This is a genomic window from Actinomadura sp. 6N118, assembly GCF_044326415.1.
Taxonomy (GTDB): Bacteria; Actinomycetota; Actinomycetes; order Streptosporangiales; family Streptosporangiaceae; genus Spirillospora.
The window spans coordinates 1-17,290 of sequence record NZ_JBIRAZ010000003.1; the positions used below are offsets into that span (position 1 = coordinate 1).

The 17,290-nt window shown below is 68.8% G+C and carries 14 protein-coding genes; 3 read left to right on the forward strand and 11 right to left on the reverse strand.

The window, feature by feature from the left end; translation table 11 throughout:
- Positions 1-162: 162 nt before the first annotated feature.
- Positions 163-1,311, reverse strand: a complete 1,149-nt coding sequence (locus ACH34W_RS07860; protein WP_395960073.1) for a hypothetical protein — start codon at positions 1,309-1,311, stop codon at positions 163-165.
- A 262-nt stretch (positions 1,312-1,573) separates the two neighbouring features.
- Here ACH34W_RS07860 and ACH34W_RS07865 point away from each other — a divergent pair, with 262 nt between their 5' ends.
- Positions 1,574-2,143, forward strand: a complete 570-nt coding sequence (locus ACH34W_RS07865; protein ID WP_395960074.1) for a hypothetical protein — start codon at positions 1,574-1,576, stop codon at positions 2,141-2,143.
- 656 nt (positions 2,144-2,799) lie between these two features.
- Here the strand turns inward: ACH34W_RS07865 and ACH34W_RS07870 are convergent.
- The 6 genes from ACH34W_RS07870 to ACH34W_RS07895 all read right to left on the reverse strand — a co-directional run bounded on the left by ACH34W_RS07870 (position 2,800) and on the right by ACH34W_RS07895 (position 9,082).
- On the reverse strand, positions 2,800-3,792 hold the full coding sequence (locus tag ACH34W_RS07870) for a hypothetical protein (protein ID WP_395960075.1): 993 nt from the start codon (positions 3,790-3,792) through the stop codon (positions 2,800-2,802).
- Positions 3,793-3,816: 24 nt separating this feature from the next.
- Positions 3,817-4,011 carry a hypothetical protein gene (locus ACH34W_RS07875; RefSeq protein ID WP_395960076.1) on the reverse strand — a complete coding sequence of 65 codons (195 nt, stop codon included), beginning with the start codon at positions 4,009-4,011 and terminating at the stop codon, positions 3,817-3,819.
- 659 nt (positions 4,012-4,670) lie between these two features.
- Entirely contained in the window at positions 4,671-5,798 is a 1,128-nt protein-coding gene (locus tag ACH34W_RS07880) for a hypothetical protein (RefSeq protein WP_395960077.1), read from the reverse strand.
- A gap of 174 nt (positions 5,799-5,972) precedes the next feature.
- A complete protein-coding gene (locus tag ACH34W_RS07885) occupies positions 5,973-6,767 on the reverse strand; it encodes an ABC transporter permease (protein ID WP_395960078.1) in 795 nt (264 codons plus the stop codon).
- A gap of 29 nt (positions 6,768-6,796) precedes the next feature.
- Complete coding sequence (locus ACH34W_RS07890; RefSeq protein WP_395960079.1) at positions 6,797-7,696, reverse strand: ABC transporter ATP-binding protein; 900 nt, start codon at positions 7,694-7,696, stop codon at positions 6,797-6,799.
- A 510-nt stretch (positions 7,697-8,206) separates the two neighbouring features.
- Positions 8,207-9,082: a LysR family transcriptional regulator gene (locus ACH34W_RS07895; protein WP_395960080.1), complete on the reverse strand. Its 876-nt coding sequence runs from the start codon at positions 9,080-9,082 to the stop codon at positions 8,207-8,209.
- A 333-nt stretch (positions 9,083-9,415) separates the two neighbouring features.
- Between ACH34W_RS07895 and ACH34W_RS07900 the strand changes: the two genes are divergently transcribed.
- The gene (locus ACH34W_RS07900; RefSeq protein ID WP_395960081.1) at positions 9,416-10,315 is read left to right on the forward strand and encodes an N-acyl homoserine lactonase family protein; all 900 of its coding nucleotides are present in this window, start codon (positions 9,416-9,418) and stop codon (positions 10,313-10,315) included.
- Positions 10,312-10,785, forward strand: a complete 474-nt coding sequence (locus ACH34W_RS07905; RefSeq protein WP_395960082.1) for an SRPBCC family protein — start codon at positions 10,312-10,314, stop codon at positions 10,783-10,785. The genes ACH34W_RS07900 and ACH34W_RS07905 overlap by 4 nt, the downstream gene beginning before the upstream one ends.
- Before the next feature lie 453 nt (positions 10,786-11,238).
- On the opposite strand, the gene ACH34W_RS07910 is transcribed toward ACH34W_RS07905, so the two are convergent.
- From ACH34W_RS07910 to ACH34W_RS07925, 4 genes are all read right to left on the reverse strand, one after another.
- On the reverse strand, positions 11,239-11,469 hold the full coding sequence (locus ACH34W_RS07910) for a hypothetical protein (protein ID WP_395960083.1): 231 nt from the start codon (positions 11,467-11,469) through the stop codon (positions 11,239-11,241).
- Positions 11,470-11,472: 3 nt separating this feature from the next.
- Positions 11,473-12,354, reverse strand: coding sequence for an anion permease (locus ACH34W_RS07915; RefSeq protein WP_395960084.1), 882 nt, complete (start codon positions 12,352-12,354; stop codon positions 11,473-11,475).
- 433 nt (positions 12,355-12,787) lie between these two features.
- On the reverse strand, positions 12,788-14,389 hold the full coding sequence (locus tag ACH34W_RS07920) for an HAD-IC family P-type ATPase (protein WP_395960616.1): 1,602 nt from the start codon (positions 14,387-14,389) through the stop codon (positions 12,788-12,790).
- On the reverse strand, positions 14,277-17,204 hold the full coding sequence (locus tag ACH34W_RS07925; RefSeq protein WP_395960085.1) for a hypothetical protein: 2,928 nt from the start codon (positions 17,202-17,204) through the stop codon (positions 14,277-14,279). Before ACH34W_RS07925 ends, ACH34W_RS07920 begins: the two co-directional genes overlap by 113 nt.
- Between the last annotated feature and the right edge of the window lie 86 nt (positions 17,205-17,290).

Below are 17,290 nucleotides of genomic sequence, written 5' to 3' on the forward strand. Positions count from 1 at the left end.
ACCCCGGCAGACATCTCGAAAACAAGGCAGCCCGTAGGCGCCAGTTCCGATGCGGGTCATGCCCGAGTACCGGCGACAGCCTGGCAGCAACCCAACCCAGCCGGATCACCTGGATCAAGAATCACAGATCACCTGGATCAAGAATCACAGTTCCGATGCTCGTCAACCCCCGGATCCGCGCGGTCTCGGCATTCCGGCCACCCAGGACCGTCTTCTCACAGCCGGAAACCCCCGCAACCACATCGCCGGGCTACGCTCCGTCGCCGCACAACAACCCGAGGAATGATCACAGCGCTTGATCACAGCTTGTGATGCAGGCACTTTGACCATCCTGGCGACCGCTCCCAGTTCCTCTGACTGGAGCCGGGGGTTGCGCAGGCCGCTGCGGGTCGTCGGCTTCGTACTGCTCGCGGCCGCGGACCGAAAGAGATCGTCGCCGTGTCGGTAACGGCCACGATCGATGGCTGCGTGGGCGAGGACGAACTGATCGGAAGACGTGCCCGAGTAGCGGGTGGCGGCGGTCCAAAAGGTGGCGGGCGGGCAGATCAGGGCGCGTTCGACGCGGCCGTGTTGCTCGAGGTAGTCCGCGAGCCGGTACAGCCGGTACGGCGGAAGGGATTCACCGGGCCGGGGATGGCGTTCGGTCAACGGTCCAGGCAGGCGGCGGTGTGTGGCGGTGAGGTCGTTGAGCGCAGCACTGAACCAGTCGAGCCCGGCGATCTGATCCCAGGCGTCGGTGTCGAGGTAGCCGGGTGCGGCGTGCTGGAGCAAGGGTTCGGGCAAGTAGAGGCCATGGCCGAGGCGGCGGGCGTCCATCGCCGCCCACACCACCGTCTTGGTCGCCGGTGCGGCGTGCTCGTAGCGCCGCAGCAGCTCGGGCGCCCCGGCCAGCTCCTGGGTGAGCCGGCCGCCGCGCGCCCTCTCCGCAGCGACCTGTAGCCGACGGTCGCCGCGAATAGTCACCGCCTGCTCAGCGAGCTGCTCATCGGTGAAGCCGACAGGCGCGGTGACATCGACCGCCTGGCCGAGCAGCGTCCGCGCCGCCTGGTGTGGATCGCTGGACTCGGACCCATCGCGGTCGGATGGAGTTGCGCACAGGAGGTGCCAGAACTGCGGCCATATCGACCCGAGCACCAGGATAGGGCCGCGCTCGGGATCAGAGAGCAGTGCCTGCAGCTCGACGGCGACCTGCTCCCCGACCTGGGCCGGTTGCAGGTAGAACTGCGCCTCGTTCAACCAGATCACCGTGCGGGCCGCTACCCGCCCGCCGTGGATCGCCTCGACTACCGCGTCCGGCCGCTCTGCCGACACCGATCGGCAGGGCCTTCTCACACTCCTACATCACCACAACGAATGACGCGTTCATCGCCATCTTGAGTGTCCGGCAACAAGGGCGCCCAGGTAATAGACCGCTCTCCTCGTTCTACTTCTACGCGTGATCAGCACGTTGGCATCAATGCCGGAGCCCCCACCACACGCTGTCCAGCTGTGAGGCAGCCCCTACGGCCAACCGCTCATCCGCGTTCGGGGCATAATCGGCACTGAACCTGATAGTCCTGACGGAGACGGGTCTATGATCATCACTGCTGGCGCTGCTGAATCCGCCAGCACGACGACCGCATGGTTCACCCTCGCTGGTGCTCTTGGCGGAGTCCTGATCACCGGCTGCATTGCCCTCGCCAGCGCGGTCTTGAGTCACCGTTGGCAAGTGACGAACTCCAGACAGCAACTTCTCCAGGAACACCACCAGCAGCTCCGGCAAGAGCGCCGTGAGGCGTTCGTACATTATTGGGCCGCGTGGAATCGATTCAACTACCAGTTGAAGGCGTTGCGTGACGCAGTCAAAGAACTCCACCAAACGGACACCCCGCCTAGCAACCCAAGAAAGCACCTCGAAGAGGCCGCTCCTCAGCTCGTCCAGGACGCCCTGGAACGCGAGATGAACTGGAGAGAGGCTGCCGATGCCATCTTCCTGATAGCCACGTCCACCGTCACCAGGACAGCGGCCAAGCATGTCGAGATCACCGACCAGAAGATCGCCGCAGCCTGGCAAGGTGTCTGGGTCAGCGACCGGACGCTCGGCGCTGCCCGCACTCTCAACGACGCAATGCGGGACGAACTGCTCACCCCTACCCCGCCATGAGGAATCCCAGCCCGAAACCGGTGGGAGCGAGACCTCGAGCGGACGGCTCCTGCCGGTTCGCCCTGGCGGATACACTCCTCGCCCTGTGGTGGGCCCAGTCGATTGAGTACAGGCTCCCCGCCAGAAGTAGTCGGCCAACACGCAGCTGAAGCGATCGGTCCATCGCGCGGCCCCAGAATCCCGTTGAGTCGTGATCGTTCCCCCGATGTATCCCCCGTCCGACTGTCGAACCACTTCCCTCCATAGCTTCTGCGCAGGTCAGGCCAATGACCGGAACGCATAGCGGCCCTGTCCTCTAACCGGGTAACGACCACCGATCCGCGCGTACGGCTCCCCACGCGAAGCTTCTGGACGTCAACACAGCGAACGAACGGGGAGCACCCAATTTTGCGCAAGCGTCTCGCCCTCACCGCGATATTCGGCACCCACACCGTTACCGGGGTTCTTGTACAGCCGGACACCACCATTTGTCAGAGTCCCGGCACGAGCGGAACAGCATCGTCGGCGCAGCAGCCGCAAACACCCGTCCAACGACACGGGCGCGTGATCGACCTGCACAGACATGCCAGGAAAGGGCGGGATGTTGCGTCGGCATGAGATACGCCGGCGTTCAGGGCGCTTTCCTGTGGACCGACGCCGTCACCGGATGAGCGCGATCATGACGGGGGGTTTCGGGAGAAGAGCTGGTAGAGCTCGATGATGTCGTGCTGGTTCAGGTGCGGGAAGTCCAGGCCCAACTGGATGGCGTCCTGCAGGTTCGGTTTGAGACTCGACCTCAGGATCTGCGCGCCGAGGCCGTCTTCGGCAAGGTGACCGAGCGTCAGCCCGTCCGCGATGACAACGTCGTCACGGAGCACACGAGCGCGTTGCCCAACGGCCGGCTCGGGGTCGCTCAAGGACCCGAAATCAAGCCGGCGTACCCACGCGCGGGCCCCCGGGCCGTCCGGGTTCGCCTCGATCACCTCCAGGCGCGAGATGCGCACCTCGATCCATGGAGGTGGTGCGACCTCGTAAGCCTGCACCGTGTCACCGGGACGCAAGCCCGGATGAGCCAGGTAGAGGGCCGTGCCCGAACCGCCGGTGAGTTCGTTCACCATGCGTCCGGTCTCGTCGCCCATGAATAGCAACCGCAAAGCCTCGGCGACCGGCTGCCCGTTCCGGACCACGCGCACACGGGAGCCCACCGCCAGCCTCCCCTGGGTCACGGCCGCATGGGCGACCGGTCCGGCCAGGGAATCACTCACTTCCCGTACCTCCGCCTGCCCCAGCCGCTGCTCGTATTCAGCCGGTCCGTCCTGGTAGCCGGGCACCAGAGCCGGATCCAGGCGCTGGTCGTCAGCACGCAGGTAGAGCTCGAGGTGATCGCCGAACTGGAAGTCCTGATGGCCGGTCGCGACCGCGCATTTGCGGACCGTCTTGTCGACCGACTCCAGGCGCGACCCGATGATCTTTTCTCTGATCACGGCGCCGACATGCAGATCCTCGACCACAACCGCACCGGCCCGGACCAGGCGGGCTCGGGCGCCCTGGACGATGGCGCCACCGAACACCTGCAGCTCCGGGAGCCGGCCGAATCCGGGAACGTCCCGGAACTGGTTCACCAGCCCCCACGACAGGCGTTTTTCCCCTACCCAGATGCTCTGATACACACGTTCCTCCAGGACATGAGTTGATCATCCGCGCCGGCCCGCGTGGGCGCCAAGTGCCGCATACAAGGCGTAATAGCGGACATATCGGGTCGCCGAGGAGATCCCCGGCACCAGCAACTCCGCGACCCGCAGGACGGGCCCCTCCACCTGCAGCGGATACCGTCCCGACCGTTGTTCGATCCCCCGGCACGACCAGTCGGGACGCTCCATCGATCCCATGCACTCCCTTCTACGGTTCCGCGCGAAAGCATGAACACGGCCACGATTCCGGGTGCCGTATGGAGGACGCAACTAACTCTGCATCGGCGATCAACCAATCGGCGCCCCTGCCGATCGCCTGCCCATCTTCTGCACACGCCGGCGCCACCTACGGCCGACTCTCCACAGTCCATTGAGGCCGAGACGCTTCACCGGCGCAATGCTCGGGACACTGACGGTACCCACGACACGTGAGAACTGGCCCCAGACAGCGGACGCAGATCCACAGAGTTCAGAAATTCGCCCGACATAGCACCCCGCCTGGCCTGAAAGACCAATCCACCCATCACCGCTCCCCCATGCGTGCTCCCGTTGCTCCCGCCCGGAGCGGGAAGCAACGGGAGCACGCAGGATTCCCGAACCGTCCTCAAGGGACGTCAACGGGGGCCAACGACGCCTCCGACCTGCGGCGTCTCAAGAACACGCAGGTCGGCCATTGATCGGTACGACCTTGACACGGTAGAGGTCACTGGTTCAATCCCAGTATCGCCCACCACTCTCTCCCCAGGTCAGATCCCATATCCGGCCTGGGGATCTTGCATTTCCGACCGCGTCACGCCCACGATGCCGACTGCGGTCCTCGGCCTGTTCCGCTGGCCCAGGAGGCGGCTTGGTTTGTCTCAGTTCTGGGTGAGGGTGATCGTCCAGTCGCGTTTGGCGCGGACGTGGAGGTAGGTCGGGCCAAGCAAGTGGCCCTGGGCGGGCGAGTAGTTCTTGCCTGACAGGACGTGGCGCCCCTGCTCGAAGTCTGGGGTGAGTTCGGTGACGGAGAAGTCGCCTCGAGCGGTGTGTGTCATGTGGATGTCTGCGGGGCCTCCTGCGTAGTGAAGGACGAAGGAACCGTGTGCGGAGATGCGATCGTCGACGATGGGAACGGTGTCGATGGGTTGCAGCCAGGCCTCCCACGGGTCTTGTGACGTGATGTGCAGGCGAACGTGCTTGTCCTCGCGCACAGGCAGGGGCTCTACGACGCGGCCTCGGTCCTGGATTCGCAGCAGGAGCCGTGTGTCCTCGGCTTCGATGAGGTCGACTCTGTTCTGCCTATAGCCGTGGACACGGACGACGAGGACCAGGGGGACGCTTGGTTCCCGGGGGAGTTCGAACTCTCGGGAGCCTTGTCCTTGGGCTCGCTGTGCCTTGGGCACGCCCGGTGGGCAGCTTCTGAACGGGCGGGGAGAGCGTTGGGGCGCGTGAGCTTGAGGGGTGGGTGCGGCTGGCCGGGGCTGTGCAGGTGGCCGGGCTTGTACGGACCGCCGAGATTGTGGAGACGGTCGGGGGTGTGGGGGCGAGCGGTGGCCGGTAGCGATTGGTGGCATGCCTTCGGTGAGCCTCACCGCGTCGGCGGCGCACACATCGATGGCTCGGGTGACGCCTCCTTCGGGGGTCCAGGTGACGCGATCGGCGGACGGGCCGTGGCGGGGGTCGAAGAAGCACAGGGCGCGGCGAGGGGGTGTGGGGTGGTCCGCGAGTCGGGCGTCGACGCAGGCGAGCGCGTGGCGGCCCTCGTCCAGCGCGAGGATCACGTCCGCGGCGTCCGCGCGGTCGCGGTCTCCGAGGAAGGCCCGCTTGGCGTGGTCGTAGGCATCGAGCGCTCGGCCGTAGTCGGCCAGGATCTCGGGGTCCGTCGTGTGCTGTTCGGGTACGAGGGCGTGCTGCGCGAGCGCCTCGCCGAAGGCTGTGATCTCGGCGTCGATCAGGGCCAGTTCGTCCTCACGCCGTCGGCGAAAGATTCGGAACAGGGACTTCACACCGTCACCCCCCGGAATTCCGAAGATCATACTGACAAGGGCCTTTGGTCGGCTCTTTTGCGTGGGGACCGGATGGACCTGGCATGGATGAAGTCGCGGCCGGCTGGGCGGCCGCTCGCGGGAACGATCAGATCCAGGTGCTGCGCGATCGCGCCGGTGAATTTGTGGTGGTGTTTATTGCCAGCGGAAGAATTTGGCCGCGGCTGCGGCGAAGATGATGGCGTATGCGGTCAGCATCGCCAGCGCGACGGGGGCTGGCCACTGGCCGGTCGTGCTGTCTTGGAGGGCCTGGACGGCGGCGCCCAGTGGGGTGAAGTCGCTGATCTGCTGCAGCAGGTGAGGCATGGTCGCTTTGGGGATCCAAAGGCCGGCGAAGAACATCATTGGGAAGAACAGGACGGCTCCGATCGCGCCTGCCGCACGGCCGCTGGGGGCCAGTGCGGCGACCAGCAGGCCGAGGGCGAGCATCGCAGTAGCGGTCAGCATGAGCGCCAGCAGGAAGGCGAGGCCGTTGCCGGGCAGGGGCACGTGGAAGGCCAGATGGCCGGTGGTGATGATTGCGGCCGTCGCGATGAGGATGAGGGCGAGGTTGGCGGCCAGTTGGGCGGCGAGTACGCGGGCCGGCCCGATGGGGGTGATGGCAAGGCGCCGCAGGATTCTCCGCTCGCGGTAGGTGGCCAGCGCGGTGGGCATGCCTTGGACGGCGAAGCCCGTGGCGGCGAAGGCGATCAGGGTCGGCTGGTAGGTGTCGATCAGGCGCAGGCCGCCGAGGTCGGCCTGCGCGGCGGATGAGGCCAGCCCCATGACAATCATGAGAATGACCGGGAATGCGGCGCTCCAGAACAGGGTGATCGGTTCACGCAGCAAGAGTTTGGCTTCGGTGATGATGAGCTTGCCGAGCGCCGACCTGGGCCGGGCGGGATCGGAATGGCCGGCGGTGGGCACGGCTGGGGATAGGGCTGGCGGCACGGCTGGTTCTCCTGGTGTTGAGGCCGTTGTCACGGCTGGCCGGTGAGCGCGACGAAGGCGTCCTCGAGGCTGGTGCGTTCCACCCGTAGCTGTTCGGCGACGATGTTGTCGCGGGCCAGAGCGGCGGTCACGGCGCCGAGCAGGTTGGTGGTGCCTGTGACGATGACCTCGTCGGCGGTGCGGGTGAGGCGGGTGACTTCGGGCAGTGTGGTCAGCAACTGGTCGGCCAGCGGCGCGGAGGGCCGGAATCGCAGCCGTTGTTCGGTGTTGACCCGGTCGGTGAGCCCGGTTGGGCTGTCGAGGGCGGCGACCCGGCCGGCATGGATCAGGGCCAGGCGGTCGCACAGCCGTTCGGCTTCGTCCATGAAGTGGGTGACCAGCAGGATCGTCACGCCCTGGTCGCGGATGTCGCGGATCAATGCCCAGGTGTCGCGTCGCGCGTGCGGGTCAAGCCCGGTGGTGAGTTCGTCCAGCACCGCGACTTCGGGTCGTCCGATGAGCGCCAGGGCGATCGACAGCCGCTGCTTTTGCCCACCGGACAGCTTGCGGTAGCGGGTTTTGCGCTGGTCGGCCAGGCCGAGGGCCTCCAGCAGCGCCGTGTGGTCTGCCGGGTGGCGGTAGAAGGAGCGGTACAGGTCGATGGCCTCAGCGACGGTGAGCTTGTCGGGCAGCTCGGCTTCTTGCAGTTGGACGCCGAGCCGCTGGCGTAGCTGGGCGCGGTCACGCTCGGGGTTCAGGCCGAGGACCCGGATGCGGCCGCGGTCGGGCCGGCGGAGGCCTTCGATGCACTCCACGGTGGTGGTTTTGCCGGCGCCGTTAGGGCCGACGATGCCGAAGATCTCGCCGTCGTCCACGGTGAAGGACACCTCCTCGACCGCGACCTTCGCGCCGTACCGTTTGTGCAACTGGTCAACCTCGATGACGGGCATCGGCGCCTGTCCCTTCTTTGCCGCCACGTGCTGGGCTGGCTGATCGGTTCAGGCACGGTCGGCGATGTGCACGTGGATCGGGCAGGTCACGCCGCTCGGGTCCACGATTCCTGCGTCGGGTCGGCGACGTGGATATGGATCGGACGGTTCAGTGGCTTCGGTGGAGGGGCGATTGCGGTTGAACGTCATGCCACGCAGCATCGCCGTCGCGGCACAGATGTCGCATCGGCCGGGTGGTCGCCACAACCCCGCCCGGAGTTGGGGGTGGGCAGACTTTAGTCGGTGTTGGCGCCGACGCCGTCGGCCGATGGCGCTGGGTTCACGGGCTCAGCGGGACGTCATGATCGCCCAGCCAGTCCAGCAAGGCCGCCGGCGCCTCGACCGGCTCGACGTCCCGGCCGGGCCGACAACGGTTGCGCACGCCCGCAGCTGACAGGTGCCATCCACACCCCGTCCGCGTGTGGCTCACGATGGCGTGTTGAGTGCTTCGGCGGCCCCGGTCGGCGCCGGTCAGGTGATGTCGTTCTTGATGGGGCGGGGGCCGAGGTCGCGTGCGGTTTGGACGAAGGCGCGAAGTGGTGCGGACCGGTTCCCGGTGGGCCAGACCAGAGCCCATTCGGTGAGCGGGGCGTCGTGGATGGGCACGTACGTGACCCCGGGGTGGGTGTAGTAGCGGCCGACGTGGGCGTTGAGCGGGCTGACGATCTGTCCGGCCGCGATGAGCGCGAGCAGCTCGTGAAATGTCCGCGCTGTCGAGCCGCGCGGGATGAGACGACCGCTGGGCGTGCGCTTGGGGAGCATGGCCTCGATCCAGTAGTCCGGTGTCCGGGTTCCGGGATTGAGGACCGTACGGCCGCCGAGATCCTCCATCGAGACCGACTCGTATGACGCGAGGTCGGAGCCCTCGGCGACTCCCAGCACGCGGCCTTCGGTCAGCACGACCGGTCCGGCGGTCAGGTCCGGTTCCCGGACCGGCAGCCACATCAGCTGCACATCGACCTCACCGGAGCGCAGCCGGGCGAACGGCTCGCTGAAGTGGAACTCGGTGATCTCCACCTCGCAGTCCGGGTGGCGGGCGCGAAATGCCTCGATGACGGGTCGCGACTGATGTCCCAGCGCGCCCATCACGCCCAGCCGCAGGGTGCCGTGGACACCCAGTGCGGCGGCGGTGGCGCGGGCCAGGCCGCTCTGGATCAGGTCGTAGGCCTGTTGGAGGTCGTCGCGCAGCCGCCGCCCGATCGGGGTCAGGGCGACGGTGCGGCTGGTGCGGTCGAAGAGCGCGGTGCCGATGCGGCGTTCCTGCTTCTTGATCGCCTGGCTGACCCGTGCCTGGGAGATGTGGAGCCGTTCGGCGGTCTGGCCAAAATGCAGTTCCTCGGCCAGCACCAAGAAAAATCTCGATATCTCGCAGCTCCACCGACGCCCTTCCCGCCCGATAACTCGTGGGTTATCGATGAGCGCACGAAGTCTACGTTGATCTAAACCACAGTGCCGGTGGACGCTTAAGTCGTCCGAAGCGGCCCCTTCGGGCCAAAGCTTTTCGGGCCTGCCGGTCACATCCGACCGCGTGGTCACGTCAGTGCGGTAACGGGCCTCGTCCGGCGGCCCTGGAAATCACGCGATCCTTCGGCAGGAACACTCACCGGTGAGGTTCTCCGGGTGCCGCGTACAACACGCCCCAGACCAGGCCACCCTGCTCGCGGGCGGGAGGGAGCCATCATGAACGCCTCCGACCCCATCACGACGGTGTCGGTCATCAGCACCGGAAGCGTCTCGATCCGGCCCGAGCACGTCGGGCCCACCTGGAAGAACACCTACCTGTGGCTGGCCACGTCCCGCCGCTGGACGGCCCCGCGGCCGATCAACGTCTACGTCGTCGAGCACCGCGAGGGCCTGGTGCTGTTCGACACCGGACAAGACCGCGCCTCGGTCACCGACCCGGGATACTTCCCCGGCGGAGCCAGCGGCCTGGTCTACTCGCGGCTCGCCACGTTCGACATCGCGCCCGAGGAGACCCTGACCGCCGGGCTGCGCGGGCTCGGCCACACTCCCGGGGACGTCGGCACCGCCGTCATCTCCCACCTCCACCAGGACCACATCGGCGGCCTCGGGCTGCTGGCCGGCTCAGAGATCGTCATCAGCCGGCCGGAGTGGGAGTCGCTGCGCCGGCCGCTGCCGGCGGCCCGCGGCCTGCTGACCGACCACATCGACCTGCCAGGCCTGCGGTGGAACCGCGCCGCGATGCAAGGCCTCGCCGACCCGGCACTCGCCCCTTTCCAGGACGGGTACGACCTGTTCGGCGACGGCAGTCTGGTACTCCTGCCCACCCCCGGCCACACACCCGGCTCGCTGTCGATGCTCGTCCGCCGTCCGGACCGTCCACCGCTCCTCATGGTCGGCGACCTGACCTACGACGACCGGCTCCTGGCACAGGGCAAACTCCCCGGGGCCGGCAGCAAGCGGCAGATGCGCACGGCGGCGCGGAGGGTCAACGAACTTCGCACCCGGCTTCCCGGGCTGGTCATCCTGCCCGCGCACGACCCCGGCGCGGGCGAGCGGCTCGCCGCCGCCCTCGACGACCATCCGGCTCCCCGCATGACCGATCGGAGACCGGCATGAGCTTCCAGATCTCACTGGACATCCATCGCCCGCCATCGCAGGTGTTCGCATTCATCGCAGACTTCCGCACCATGCCCCAGTGGTACGAGGCGGTGGACCGCGTCGAGGCCATGACGGCGACCTCCCCCGGAAAGGGCGCGCGGTTCCACATGGTGCGCTCTCTGCCCGGCGGCCCCGCGCACAACGACGTCGAGATCATCGCCTACGTGCCGGACGAGGAGATCGCATTCTCCTCCACCAGCGGCCCGACCCCCTTCCGCTACCACTACCGGATCGAACCGATCACAGGCGGCAGCAGACTGACCCTGGACGGAGAGATCAGCGGGGACGGCCTACCCGGCCCCGCCGCCCGCCTCGGCGGCCTCGCCGCCCGACTCTTCAAACAAGGCATGAAGAAGAACCTGGACACCCTCAAGCAGATCCTCGAGTCGCCCGCTCAGCCTCAATCCACTGATGGATATCGAGAGTGACCTTTCGGCCGGTTTCGACATGGGGTTGTTGAGCTGCCGGTCGCGGCCTAGGCTGCACCGCCTGCAACTGCAGGGCATGGCCGTGAGGGAATGATCGCAGGAGCCTGCCCGGCTATTAGTGGACAGATCCTCGAATGAGCCCGGCCGAAGCGTTGCGTTCGGCCGGGACATCCGTGGTGAGAATAGGGGCGGTCTTCTGTGTTGATCAGCTTGACTGAGGATCAAGCCCTAGTTCGTTCTTCTTCATCTCTGGTACGGCGCGCAGGGCATTACTCATGCCACACTTTGATCTGCCAGACGTTGTCGTTCCACTTGTCGCCGACATAGCTCACGTGGCCGGGGACCGCCCACACCCACTCGTCATGGGAGTTCTTGTACGAGGAGATGTTGCTCCGGCCGTCAACGGGATGCTCATGGTGATGCGCGGATCACGTGAGGTCGGCGACCGGGGTGTCAGTGGAACTGGGGCACGATCAGGTAGATGCCGTATAGCACCATGGCGGCGCAGGCGGTGAAGCACAGGACGGCACCGGCGAGTGCGATGCTGCCGGTGTCGCCGCGTTCCTGGGCGGTCAGGCGCGCGGAGTGGGCGAGGATGCCGACGGCGAAGACCACGACCACGGCGACGGCCGCGCCCAGGCTGACGGCGAACACCTCGGCGAGAGAGATCCACTTGACGTCCATGGTTCACGCTCCTGCGCGGGCGGGTTCGGGGAGGGTGTTGACGTTTCCGGCGTGGACGGGTGCGCGGCGGGAGGCTGCGTAGATCCCGATGGCGCAGGCCAGGCCGACGAGTCCGGCTAGGACGACTCCGGCGGTGCCGGTGGTGGTGACGGCGGCGGCGACGCCGCCGACAGCGGCTGCGGCGGGCAGGGTCAGCAGCCAGGCCAACGCCATCCGTCCGGCCACGCTCCATCTGACCTGCGACAGCCGCCGACCGAGCCCGGCCCCCATGATCGACCCCGATGCCACCTGGGTGGTCGACAGCGCGAAGCCCATGTGGGACGAGGCCAAGATGACCGTTGTCGCGCTGGTCTCCGCGGCAAAACCCTGCGGCGACTGGATCTCCATCAGCCCTGTGCCAAGGGTCCGAATGATTCGCCAGCCGCCCAGATACGTTCCGATGGCGATCGCCAGCCCAGCCGAGGCGACAACCCACAAGGGCGGCTCGGACGCTGAAGAGAGCGCGCCTGCGGAGATGAGTGTCAACGTGATGACGCCCATCGTCTTCTGCGCGTCGTTGGTCCCATGGGAGGAACTGGACGGCAGGCCCAGGAACCATGTGACCAGGTTCCACAAGATCGCGCCCATCAGCCCGGCGAACACCATGGCGGGTGTGACCAGCGAGTCATCCACGATCCCGCCGGAGATGGTCTTGGCGACCTCGACCGACAGGAAGGCGCCCACCAGGTTGAGCGCGCCGGAGATGGCGACGGCGACCTTGGGTTTGAGAGCTCCTGTGGCGATGGAGGTGGCCATCGCGTTGGCGGTGTCATGAAAGCCGTTGGTGAAGTCGAAGACCAGCGCGGTGATGATGACGACGACCACGAGAAAGGTGACGTGTTCCATGGCGGGGCACCTTGATCGATGAACAGCACCACCGACCGTAAAACCCCGAAGTTAACCCCGGTTGAATCCGACCGACCCCCACAGCCCCGCAAGCGGAGCGGCCGGGCCGATCACTGCAGCACACCAGGCTTGACGACGAGGATCGCGCATGGCGGCCAGGTCACCGACGATCGGCCGACCGCTGTCAGGCGTCGGCGTGTCGGGGCGTATGCAGCAGTGCGGCGACGAACCGGGTGACGGCGGCCTCGATCAGCATGACCAGGGCCTTTGCTAGGACGGTTGACAGGAGATCGGGCATGGCGCACTCCTCATGGGGACTTTGGGTGTGACCGATTTATCCCATTCATGGTCCCGTCCCAGGGAAAGCTCTGCGTGGCGTGATGATGAACAATTAGTGACCGGCAACGCTCCTGCCTGCGTGAACGCGTCTGGTTCAGGCTTTCCTACGGGTCATCACGATGGCGGCGAGGGCGAAGATGAGGGCGGCGCCGAAGGCGATGGCCCAGCTGTGGGGGAGCAGCGGGCGGGAGCCGAAGAAGTGGCTCAGGCCGGGGGTCTGCACGATCGCGGCCAGCGCGGCCAGCGCGGCCAGGGAGGCCAGCCCCGAGCCCAGGACCAGCGGGCTGCGGCCGCCCGCGGCGATGGTCTGCACCAACTGCGTGCTCACCAGCGCGACCAGGCCCGTGGTGTTGGCTTGGCCACGGGTGCCGCTGAGGCGCGCGAGCAGCCACGCGGTCTCGGCCGCGCCCGCCGTGGTGACTGCGCGGGTGGTGACGTCGCGGGTCAGCACGTCGCCCAGCGACGTCTCGGGCCCTTCTCGCAGCAGGTCCTCGCGGGTCAGCCCGGGTGGCCGCCGGACGGCGAGCGCCAGGGCGGGCAGCATGTCGGTGAGCAGGTTGACCAGCAGCAGCTGGCGGACGTTCAACGGGCTGCCACCGCCGGTCAGGCCGCCGCCGAGGGTGAAGGCGATCTCGCCCAGGTTGCCGCCGAGCAGGACGGCCAGGGCGTCGCGGGCGGACCGCCACATGGCCCGGCAATCGGCGATGGCGTCGGTGATGGTCTCGATCCGGTCGTCGGTGACGACCATGTCCGCGGTCTCGCGGGCGGCGGGGGTGGCCCGCTCGCCCAGCGCGATGCCGACGTCGGCCATCCGGATGGCGGGCGCGTCGTTGGCGCCGTCGCCGGTGACGGCGACCACCCGCCCGCCGGCCTGCAGGGCCTGCACCACGCGCGCCTTCTGCGCCGGGCTGACCCGGGCGAACACCGCGACGCGCGGCAGCTCGGCGGCCAGTTCGGCCAGGTCTCTGTCGTCGAGCTCGAGCCCGGTCATGACGTGGCCGTCCAGCACGCCCAGCTCGGCGGCGATCGCCTCGGCGGTGCTGGGGTGGTCGCCGGTGATCATGATGATCTGGATGCCCGCGCCGCGCAGCCGGTCTACGGCCTCGGCGGCGGTGCGGCGCACCGGGTCGGCGATGCCGGTCAGGCCCAGCAGGCGCAGGTTCCGGATGCGCGACTCGGTGAGGTCCACCCGTCCGGAGGCGGCCCGTTCGGCCACCGCGAGCACCCGGTGTCCGGTGCGGGCGAGCCGCTCCACCTCCTGGTCCACCACGGCACGGGCCGCCTCGTCGAAGGCCGCGGCCTCCTCCCCCGGCCTGCGCCAGGTGTCACAGCGGTCCAGGACGATCTCCGGTGCCCCCTTGACGCTGAGGTGCTGCCCTCCCGGGTGCCGGCCGAGCACGGCGTGGTAGCCGCGGCTGGGCTCGAAGGGAAGTTCGTCGACGCGTTCCCACCCGCCGAGCCCCTCGGCGGGGTCCATCCCGAGCCGCTCGGCGGCGTGCATGATGGCCCGGTCGGTGGGATGCGGAAGGTGTCTGCGGCCTCTGTCGTAGTCGGGGCAGGCCCGCCACGCGGCCGCAATGACCTCACGCAGCCAGTGGGACGGGTCCTTGATGGGCAGCGTCGTCGTCCCGTCGGAGACCCGGCGCACCCGCAGTCGCCCCTCGGTCAGCGTGCCGGTCTTGTCGAAGCACAGCACATCGACCCGGCCGAGCGCCTCGACCGTCGACGGGTTGCGCACCAGGGCGCGGCGGCGGGACAGGCGGCGGGCTGTGGCCAGTTCCGCCGCGGTCGCCACGAAAGGGCAGCCCCTCGGGCACGGCCGCGACGGCGAGGCTGACCGCCGAGCCGAGCGCCTGCCCGAACGTGCGCCCGGCCAGCAGGTCCATGCCCATCAGCACCGCCCCGGCCGCCAGCGAGGCGGGCAGCGTCGCCCTGGTGAGCGCCATCAGCCGCATCTCCACACCGCCCGGTCGGCGCTCCTCCAGGACCAGGCGGGCGGTGCGGCCGATCTCGGTCCGCTGCCCCGTGGCCACGACTGCGGCGACCGCGTTCCCGGCGGCGACGACCGTGCCCTGGTAGAGCATGGAACGCCGGTCCGCGACGGCCCGGGCGACACTCGGCCGAGCCTGTTTGGCGACCAGCTGCGACTCGCCGGTCAGGCTGGACTCATCGACCTCCAGTCCTTCGGCCGACAGTACCCGGCAGTCGGCGGGCACGGCGTCGCCCGCGGCGAGCGCGATGACGTCACCCGGCACCAGTTCGTCCGCGGTGACCTCGACCTCGCCACCGGCCTCGGCACCGGTCTCGGCACCGGTCTCGGGGCGTCGCAGCCGGATCGGCACCGAACTGAGCCGGACGAGCCCGCGCACGGCCCGGTCCGCGCCGATCCGCTGGGCCCCCGACATGAAGGCGTTCACGCCGAGCACCGTGGCGATCAGCGCCGCATCCATGACCGACCCGACGACCGCGGAGATTCCGGCGCCCGCGGCCAGCGGCGGCGTGAGCGGGTTGTCCAGCTCCTCCAGCGTGGCCCGGGCCAGGCCCGCGGGTGTCTCCTCCGCACGTTGGTCGCCGGTGCGGCGTTGGGCGGCTTGGGCCTCGTCGATGCCGGAGAGGGAGGAGTCCAGGTGGTCGAGCACGGCCTGGACGGGCCAGGCGTGCCATGGTGTGCGGTCTGCGGGGACCGGGGACGGTCGCCGCGTTACCGCCTGCCCGGCGTAGGCTCCGGTGGCGAGGGCGCAGAGCGACGCGGCATTGACCGCCATCAAGGCTCGGCGCGGCGCCTGGGGAGCCGTGCTGGCCGCCGCCAGCATCAGGCCTGCCGTCGCCCCCACCGCGGCGATCCGCGCGCTGCGCATGCTCACCTGCCGTGCCACGGCCATGGCGTCGACGATCATCCACGCCGCCTCCAGGTCCCGCCCGCACAGTAAATGGGCACCCCAGGGCGGCCGGTCCCCGGGGCTTACCAGCCCGACGCCCACGTCGGCCGCCGCCAGCGCCGCCGCTCCTCGCGCCGAGATCAGCGCCACGCCGTACCCCTCCTCCTGGAGGCGGCGCACCGACGTCTGAAGCCATCGTCCGCCGGCCACCCGCCGATCGACCGGCAGCCGCAGATCCGCCCGGCCGCCCACCCCGGCCACCACGACCAGGCCGGTCCTGTGCGCGGCCGACACCAGGGCCTCGCCGAGCGGATGGGGTTCGGGCACCAGCGACACCAGCGCCAGCAGTTCGCCTCCTCGGGCCAGGGCGAGCACGGTCGTCCCCTGCCTGTGCAGGTCGTCGGCCCGTTCCCGGACTACCCGCCCGACCCGCGGCCGCCAGGACCCGAACGGGAGCACCATCCATTCCCCCACCCGACGCGATCGCCCGGGCCGGGCCAGGTCAACCAGCTCATGAGCACGCTCATGGCACTCCTGCGCGACCACGGCGTCCGAGACGGGCACGACCTCCTCGATCATCAGCCGTCCGGTCCGCAGCGCGGAGGCGTCGATGACCACCGCGTCGACACGGTCCAGCCGGCGCAGGGCGCCGGCGTCGCAGACAACGACCCCCCGCCCGGCCGCCGCCTTGCCGAATCGGGCGGCGAACACCTCGCGCCCCAGCCGCGCCGCCCTGGGCACCCCCGAGACCAGCACCCCCTGCGCCTGGCGCGCGTTGCGGCTGATGGCCAAGGCGCCCAGCGACGCCGCCAGCGACACCGGGCTCAACCGCAGAAGCTGTTCGATCGGGCCCGGCGGCAACGGGACCGGACGCGCCGGTCTTTCCAAGGGATCGGTCCGGTGCACACCGGTTGCCCTTTCCTGGCCGCGTTCAGCCCTGCTCCACGCCTCCCTGTGCGCCCGCCATTCGGCCAGGCGGGTCACCCGGTGAACGGCATCGAGGGCCAGCCCCGTCGGCTGCTGGGCCAGCGCCTGGGTGAGCGCCCCTCCCCCGCTGAAGATCAGATCGGCTGCGGGCGCGCCCACGCCGCGCTCCACCCCTGCCCGTATCCAGGGGGTGACGTCAGCCAACGCCAGCAGAGCCGGGACCCCGGGCGGAAGCGGCACCGCGCGCACCATCCGGCCAGCCACGGCCACACCGCACCCGGCCACGGCCGTCCCGATCCACGCAGCCTCTCTCGCGATCAGGGTCGCCTCTCCCGGCATCGCGGGCGCGAAGTGAGCGCGGTCGAACCCGTGCAGCCGTTCGGCTTCCTCCACGGCGGCGGCCACCTCGGCGATCAGCTCGTCGACGGCCACCTCCGGGTCGTGGGTGACGACGAGCCGGCCGAGCACGGCGTTCGCCTCGACGGCGGACACCGCCTCGATGCCCGACAGCACCGTTTCCAGGGCCCGTGCCATCGGCACGGCTTCGGCGGTATGCAGGCCTCGCACCTTGATATGCACACGGCCGGGCCCAACCCGTTCCGCACGCGAACCCGCCGCCGCGGACACCACGTCACGGACGGTGGCGGGCGCGGGCAGCACCCTGACGATCTGCGCGGCGGTTCCCAGCAGCCGGGATAACTGCATGGCCCTACTCCACTTCCGGGGGCACTCCACTTTTCCGGGGGCGCTCCACTTCGTGGACGTGGTCGACGCCGCAACGAAGATCACCG